The following is a 7,162-nucleotide window of genomic DNA, read 5'->3' on the forward strand; positions in this document are numbered from 1 at the left end:
CCGCGCCCCGGCGCGCGCCGCCTGACCCGCCCCGGCGGCGACCCGGGTGCCCGAGCCCTGGACGGAGTCGATGAAGCCGGCGGCCGAGAGTTCGTCGAACCCCCGGACCACGGTGCCGCGGGAGAGCCCGGTCTGCTCGGCGAGCGTGCGCGTGGAGGGCAGCCTGTCGCCGTCGGCGAGGGAACCGTCGGAGATCAGGTCGATGATCGCGTCCACCAGATCCGCGGTGCCCGAGACCTCGCCCAGGACCAGGGATCCGGGACGGGCGGTGCGGGCCATGCGCTCAGCCTAGGCGCGCGAGGCCAAAAGTGGTCTCACGGGTCTGCGTGAAGTGGACCTTTCCGCCAGTCCACTTTGGCGATGTGATGGTCCACATGCAGATCTACCGCCAATCCCGACGCCTCCGCGACGTGCGCTACGACGTCCGCGGTCCGATCCTCACCGAGGCCATGCGGCTGGAATCCGAGGGCCACGACATCCTGCGACTGAACCTGGGGAACATGCACCCGTTCGGTCTCGAGGCCCGGCCCGAGATCGTGGATGCCGTGGCCCGCGAACTCGGCGCGGGCCAGGCCTACTCGGATTCGCGGGGCATCCCGCAGGCACGGGCGGCGGTGGCCGAGCACTACCGGCGCTGGGGGGTGCCCGGGATCCGCGCCGAGGACGTGTTCCTGGGCAACGGGGTGAGCGAGCTCATCACCCTGGTCCTGCAGGCGATGGTCGATCCGGGCGACGAGATCCTGGTCCCGGCACCGGACTACCCCACCTGGACCGGCGCGGTGAACCTCACCGGTGGCGTGCCCGTGCACTACCTGGCGGACGAGTCCGACGGCTGGAACCCCTCGCTGGCGGACATCGAGTCCAAGATCACGCCGCGGACGACCGCGCTGGTGGTGATCAACCCCAACAACCCGACCGGCGCCGTCTACAGTGCCGAGACCGTCCGGGGGATGGCCGACATCGCCCGTCGGCACGGGCTCGTCCTGCTCAGCGACGAGATCTACGAGAAGGTGATCTTCTCGGGCGCCCGCCATCACCACGCGGCGCTGGCCGCCGGTGACGACGTGCTCTGCCTGACCTTCGGCGGCCTGTCCAAGGCGTACCGGGTGTGCGGATACCGGGCCGGCTGGGTCGCCGCGACCGGGCCCCTCGAGCGGGCGCAGGACCTGCTGGAAGGGCTCACCCTGCTGGCAAACATGCGGGTGTGCCCCAACGTCCCGGGCCAGTACGCGATCCCGGTCGCGCTGGCCGAGGACTCACCGTGGGGTGCCGACGTGATCGACCCCGACGGCCGGATCGAGCGACAACTCGCACTGGCGACCGAGCGCCTCAACGCCATCCCGGGCGTGAGCTGCGTGGCGCCCCGCGGTGCGCTCTACTGCTTCCCCCGGTTGGACACCGAGAGGTTCGGCATCGGCAGCGACGAGGAACTGGTGCTGGATCTACTGCGCTCCGAGCACGTCCTGGTGACCCACGGCACCGGCTTCAACTGGCCCGAGCCGGACCACTTCCGGATCGTGTGCCTGCCCGACGCCGAGGTGCTCGAGAACGCGATCGGCAGGATCGCCGGGTACCTCGAGCGGCGTGCCGGCCTCCACCGGCAGCCCGGCACTCCGGCGCGGAACCCGCTGCCCGCGTGAGCCCGGCCCGCCCCCGGGGCCCGGGCGCGACAGCGAGCGGGCCCGTGCCAACGAAAAGAGCGTTCCGCACACATCGCCCGAGAAGGGGGTGCGCGGAACGGTCTTATCGATGATGGGAGCGAGCGCGAGGGCGCCGGGGCGAACATGGGGCCATCGCGAGGGCGCTGGGGCGGGGGTCAGTCCTCGAGAGCGGGCTTGATGTGCTCCCAGCCGGCCTCGAAGTTCTTGAGGAAGTTCGGCCAGTTGTGCAGCCCCGTGTCGGAGTAGTCCACCCGGTGGTCGACGTTCGCGCGGTCGAGCGCCCTCTCGAAGGCCTCGGTGCCCTCGCGCACGCCCTTCTCCAGGACCAGTCCGATGAGCAGGTTCTGGACGTCCGCGCCGCCGCCGTACTCCTGCAGGTCCTCCGGGCCGATCTCGCCACTGCCGGACGAGAAGTAGACGGCCTTGCCACGCAGTCCCTCCGGGTGAGAGATGGTGTCGTTCTCCGCCCAGCGCCCGCTTCGGTGCGGACCCCACATGTTGTCCACCTGGCCACCGCGGGTCTCCACGCTGAGCCGGACGGTCTGGTAACCGAGCGCGTCCATCGTGGAGTAGTAGCCGCTGAAGGACATCACGGCGTCGTAGAGCCCGGGGTGCGTGGCGGCCAGGTGCATGGCCGCCTGGCCGCCCATCGAGATCCCCCCGATCCCGTTCCTGCCGCTCGTCTCGAGCTGCTCGGCCACGACGCCCGGCAGCTCCTCGGTGAGGAAGGTCTCCCACTTGTTGTTGCCCAGGACCGGGTCCGGCTGCTCCCAGTCGGTGTAGTACGAGGCGAACGCGCCGGCGGGATTGACCACGTGCACGTCCTCGTCCGCGAGCCGATCCGCGATCTGGCCCTGGTGGTTCCACCCGGTGCTGCTCACCGGGGCGCCGACGCCGTCGAGCATGTAGAGCACCGGAGCGGCGCCCTCACCCCGGGACGGGACCACCTCGACGGTGATCTCGCGCTGCATCGATTCCGAGGCGACGATCCAGTACTGATACTCCCCCCGCGTGCGCTCGACTCCCCGGAACTCGGTCTCGGTGATGCTCGGATCGACCGGGGAGGGCGTCCCGATGGGGGCAGAGGATCCCTCACCGAGCGGGATGTCCGCGGAGCCCACCGACCCGAGCGAACCGGCGGTCGAGCCCAGAGGGACGGAACCCACGGCCTCGATGATGGTCTCCAGATCGTCCGGCCCCAACGTGGCCGGGTCGATGCTGCCGAGCTGCGCTCCGGCCGGGGCGACCGAACCGAGGGTCAGGGCGAGGGCCAGCGCGCCGGCGGTGGCGGTGGCGGCGAATCGGGGCATTCCGACAGCCATACGGCTCCAGAGTTCTCAGTGATGACTTACGAACCTTAGCCGCAGCAACTTGAATCGGCCCACTCACCGCACGGCCTCACTGCTCCCGCAGCGCCTCCTCGACAGCCTTGCGCAGGTCCTCGGGCTTGCGGTTGGGCCCGAACCTGTCGATCACCCTGCCGTCGCGACCCACGAGGAACTTGGTGAAGTTCCACGAGATCCGACCGCCCAGCAGACCGGATTCCTGCGACTTGAGCCAGCGGTACAGCGGGTGGGTGCCCGATCCGTTGACCTCGATCTTCGAGAACAGCGGGAACTCCACCCCGAAGTTGCGCTCACAGAACGACCCGATCTCCTCGTCGGTGCCCGGCTCCTGGTGCGCGAACTGGTCACACGGGAAGCCCAACACCACGAAGCCCTGGTCGCGGTACTCCTCGTACAGCTTCTGCAACCCCTTGTACTGGGGGGTGAACCCGCATTTGCTGGCGGTGTTGACCACCAAGACGACCTGACCGGCGTAGTCGGCCAGATCCTTCTCGCTGCCATCGAGCAGGCCTGCTCGGAAATCCGTGAGGGTGACATTGTCATCGGGCACGGCGCGTCTCCTCGTCGTCGTCATGACCGGCGGGCTTCACCCGCCGTCCGTCCCGAGGCTTCCAGACTCCGGGGCGCTCACGCACCCGGCATCACCGGGCCGCCGACGCCTCGGGCATTCTCAGCGCCGACACCGCACCGATCAACCCCAGGATCGCCAGGAAGACCAGCGCCCACTCGACCCCCGCCAGCGCGATGACCGAACTGATGCCGCCCACCACGAGCAGGATGATCCCCATGGCCGAGTTGGAGACCGCGACGTAGGTCGTCCGCAGGTCGCCCTCGGCCACGTCCACGACATAGGTCTTGCGCCCCACGCGGACCCCGGAGTGCAACAGCGTGAGCAGGAAGTATCCGCCCACGAAGAACACGGTCCCCAGCGCGGACGAGCCGTCGACGCCGGGGAGCGAGACGGCCACCACGAAACCCAGCGCCACGATCGAGGCGGCGGCGGCCGCCCACGCCATGAGCCGACGACTGGACCGGTCGGCGAGCCGGCCGAAGATCCGCCCCCCGACGAGTGAGGCGATCCCGGAGGCGAGGATGAACCCGCCGAGCCCGGCCAGTGCCCCGGTGCCCGCCGAGACGGACATCGACACGATGAACGGCGGACTCAGCGACGACACGAGGATCAGGCCACGCACGGTGACGAACCTGCGGAACGTCCGGTCCTCGCGGAACATCCGGGCCGCCTCGGCGAACCAGGATCCGCCGCCGTCGCCCTCCGGGTCATCGGCGGCCCCGGCGGCGGCCTCTCCCGCGGGCTCGGTGACCCGCGCGTAGACCAGCGCCGAGAGCACCCACAGCACGGCGCCACCGGCCAGCAACAGGGCGAGGTCGCCGGGGCCCAGATCGTCGCCGCCGAACGCACGGATCGCCAGGCCCAGGGTGACGGCCACGATCCCGGCCGCAGAGGTGGCGAGCCCGATGATCTGGCCCCGCTCGCCCGAGGGGATGGTGCGGCCCTGGACGTCCTTGGAGGCGATCGAGCACAGACACCGCCCCAGCGAGAACACCACCAGCGCGCCCAGGATCCCCACCCCCGCGGCCGTGCCGTGGCCGAGTGCGGCGATGCCGGCCATCACCGCGACCGCCGCGGCCTGGACCCCCGCCCCCGTGACGAAGACCCACTTGCGGTGGGCGACCCGCAGGACGAGCGGCGTGAGCAGCACCTGGGGCAGCATCGACCCCGACTCCCTGATGGGCACCAGCAGACCGACCAACGCCGCGGGGACCCCGAGGGCGTGGAACAGCCACGGCAGCACGGTGGACGCGTTGACCGTCTGGTCGCCCGAGGACTGGAGGGTGTTGGCCGCCACCAACCGCAGGCCGTTGCGGGGGACGTCGCGCTCCACCTGCTCCGGGAGGTCGGTCCCGCGGGAGTGCTCGCGGGTCACGAGGGCGGAGTAGACGGTCTCGGCGGCGGTCACGGTCTGGAGAGCCTAATCGCCGCCGGCCACTGCGGTCGGGGCGCCTGAGTATCGGTGCTCCCGCATCGCCGAGGATGGATGCTCCCGTCGCCGAGCATCGGTGCTCCCGCATCGCCAAGAGCGTCCCGCACACATCGCCCGAGAAGCGGGTGTGCGGAACGCTCTTATCGATGGCGCCGTCTGCGGACGTCGCTCAGGCCAGCGGGCCACCACAGTTGGGCCACGCGCCCGGCCCCTGTCCGGCGAGGACGCGCTCGCCGATGTCGATCTGCTGCTCGCGGGTGGCCTGGTCGGCGGTCGGGGCGTACTCGCCGCCACCGAAGCCGCTCCACGTCTGGGCGGCGAACTGCAGACCGCCGAAGTATCCGTTGCCGGTGTTGATGTGCCAGTCGCCGCCGGACTCACACTGGGCCACCTGGTCCCAGGCGCTCGCGGGCGCGGCGGAGGCGGCGGGGGCCGCCAGCGAGGCTCCACCCGCGGCGATACCGCCTGCGAGCATCGCGCCGGTCAGGGTTCGGACGAGCTTCTTCTGCATCTCTCGTGACCTCCTGAGGTCTCGTGTCGTGCATCGGGTGTCCAGCATCGGCCGTCGACCATCGACGGGGACGGCGGACGACCCTACGAGCGGGGTACGGGGGCGACGCAACCCCGGCGCGGCGAAACCGGGTGATCCGGGTCGGGCTCGGACGGCGGGAGTCGGGACCCCCACGGGGATCGGCGCTGCTCACAGGGTCGGTTCGGTGCGACACCGCGACCGCCGGGCCCTGCGGTGAGATGGCTCACCTCGCCGTCGTCCCGCGTCGCGCTCCCGACCCATAGGCTCGGCGTCATGTCCGATCACATGATCCGCGTCGACGGGCGGCGCATCGCCGTGCACGAGTGCGGCGACCCCGCCGGGCAACCGGTGATCCACTTCCACGGCACCCCGGGCTCGCGTCTCGAGATGGACTTCGGCTCCGACCTCGCCGAACGGGCGGGCGTACGGGTGATCGGCGTCGATCGCCCCGGTTACGGCCTGTCCGACCCCGGGCCGATCAGCCCGGGCGGGGTCGCGCGGGACGTCCTGGCAGTCGCCGACGAGCTGGGGGTGGCGCGGTTCGCCGTCTCGGCCTGGTCGGGTGGAGGGGCGTTCGCGCTGGCCACCGCCGCCGCAGCGCCCGATCGCGTCATGCGGGTGGGAATCGCCGGCGGCCTGGCCCCGTTCGATCGGATGCCCGGGGCGCGCGAGGCGCTGACCGCGGGAGATCTCGAGGCGCTCTCCCACTTACCGGGGGACCCCGCCCGCGCGGCCGAGCTGTTCCGGTCCGGCAACTCCGGGATCCTCGACGCGATGCTCTCGGTCAGGGACGACGAGACCGCGCCGTGGGTCGACTGGATGTGGGCGGACAGCGACGCGGCGGTGATCGCCGACCCCGCGGCCCGGCGGGCCCTGTTCGTGAACTTCCGCGAGGCGCTCCGGCAGGGCACCGGGGCGATCGCGTGGGACAACGTGGCCTTCGTCGGCCCGTGGGGCTTCCGGGTCGAGGACGTCCGCGCGCACGTGCACCTGTGCTACGGCGACGACGACGAGATGGCCCCACCGGCCAACGGGCGATGGCTCGCCGAGCACCTGGGCGCGGCCGACCTCACGGTCTACGCGGGTGAGGGCCACCTGCTGCCGCTGGCCCACTGGGGCGAGATGCTGCGGGCGCTGACCACCTGCGGGAGCTGACGACCACGGAGTGAACGGCTCAGCCGGCCACCGCGGCGGCGAGGTTGGACAGCGAGTCCTCGAGCTGCTGCTCGGACACCAGCGGGAAGGACACCTTCTTGAGGATCTCCTTGTCGGTGACCTTGCCCCAGTCGTAGGTCAGGCGGACCAGCGTCGACTCGGGCCCGCGGCTCTCGAGCTCCCAGACCCACTCCCAGCCGGGGGGCTCGGTGCCGGCGGGAGCGGTCTGCCACGCCAGGATCTTGTCCTTGCCGTAGCCGGTGACGTGGTTCTCGGTGCGGTACTCGCCACCCATGTGCTCACCCTCCATGTCCATGGAGAACACGTCGCCCACCTGCTGGATCCGGTCGGACTTGTAGTCCCCGCGGACGAAGCCCGAGCCGTCCAGCCTGGCGTGGTTCTCCGGGTTGGTGAGGATGTCGAAGATCTCGGCCGCCGAGTGGTCGATCACGCGCTCGACGGTGA

At 71.0% G+C, this 7,162-nt stretch carries 8 protein-coding genes; 2 read left to right on the forward strand and 6 right to left on the reverse strand.

Going from position 1 to position 7,162, the window contains the following annotated elements:
- Window positions 1-279, reverse strand: a 279-nt coding sequence (locus G6028_RS10840; protein WP_182658836.1) for a GntR family transcriptional regulator, incomplete at its 3' end; no start/stop codon positions are given.
- A 95-nt stretch (window positions 280-374) separates the two neighbouring features.
- On the opposite strand from G6028_RS10840, the gene G6028_RS10845 reads away from it, so the two are divergent.
- Window positions 375-1,640 (forward strand): pyridoxal phosphate-dependent aminotransferase, encoded by a 1,266-nt coding sequence (locus G6028_RS10845; RefSeq protein WP_182658837.1) that lies wholly within the window; start codon window positions 375-377, stop codon window positions 1,638-1,640.
- Between the two features lie 176 nt (window positions 1,641-1,816).
- On the opposite strand, the gene G6028_RS10850 is transcribed toward G6028_RS10845, so the two are convergent.
- The 4 genes from G6028_RS10850 to G6028_RS10865 all read right to left on the reverse strand — a co-directional run bounded on the left by G6028_RS10850 (window position 1,817) and on the right by G6028_RS10865 (window position 5,521).
- Window positions 1,817-2,971 (reverse strand): alpha/beta hydrolase, encoded by a 1,155-nt coding sequence (locus G6028_RS10850; RefSeq protein WP_241730680.1) that lies wholly within the window; start codon window positions 2,969-2,971, stop codon window positions 1,817-1,819.
- A gap of 88 nt (window positions 2,972-3,059) precedes the next feature.
- Window positions 3,060-3,557, reverse strand: coding sequence for a glutathione peroxidase (locus G6028_RS10855; RefSeq protein WP_259843993.1), 498 nt, complete (start codon window positions 3,555-3,557; stop codon window positions 3,060-3,062).
- A 91-nt stretch (window positions 3,558-3,648) separates the two neighbouring features.
- On the reverse strand, window positions 3,649-4,986 hold the full coding sequence (locus tag G6028_RS10860; RefSeq protein WP_182658840.1) for an MFS transporter: 1,338 nt from the start codon (window positions 4,984-4,986) through the stop codon (window positions 3,649-3,651).
- Between the two features lie 193 nt (window positions 4,987-5,179).
- Window positions 5,180-5,521, reverse strand: a complete 342-nt coding sequence (locus G6028_RS10865) for a transglycosylase family protein (protein WP_179523801.1) — start codon at window positions 5,519-5,521, stop codon at window positions 5,180-5,182.
- Between the two features lie 294 nt (window positions 5,522-5,815).
- Between G6028_RS10865 and G6028_RS10870 the strand changes: the two genes are divergently transcribed.
- The gene (locus tag G6028_RS10870; protein WP_182658841.1) at window positions 5,816-6,697 is read left to right on the forward strand and encodes an alpha/beta fold hydrolase; all 882 of its coding nucleotides are present in this window, start codon (window positions 5,816-5,818) and stop codon (window positions 6,695-6,697) included.
- Between the two features lie 19 nt (window positions 6,698-6,716).
- On the opposite strand, the gene G6028_RS10875 is transcribed toward G6028_RS10870, so the two are convergent.
- Window positions 6,717-7,162: SRPBCC domain-containing protein (locus G6028_RS10875; RefSeq protein ID WP_194306963.1), on the reverse strand; the 446-nt coding region annotated here is incomplete at its 5' end.

The sequence above is a fragment of the Dietzia cercidiphylli genome (genome assembly GCF_014145145.1).
In the GTDB taxonomy this organism is placed as follows: Bacteria; Actinomycetota; Actinomycetes; order Mycobacteriales; family Mycobacteriaceae; genus Dietzia; species Dietzia natronolimnaea.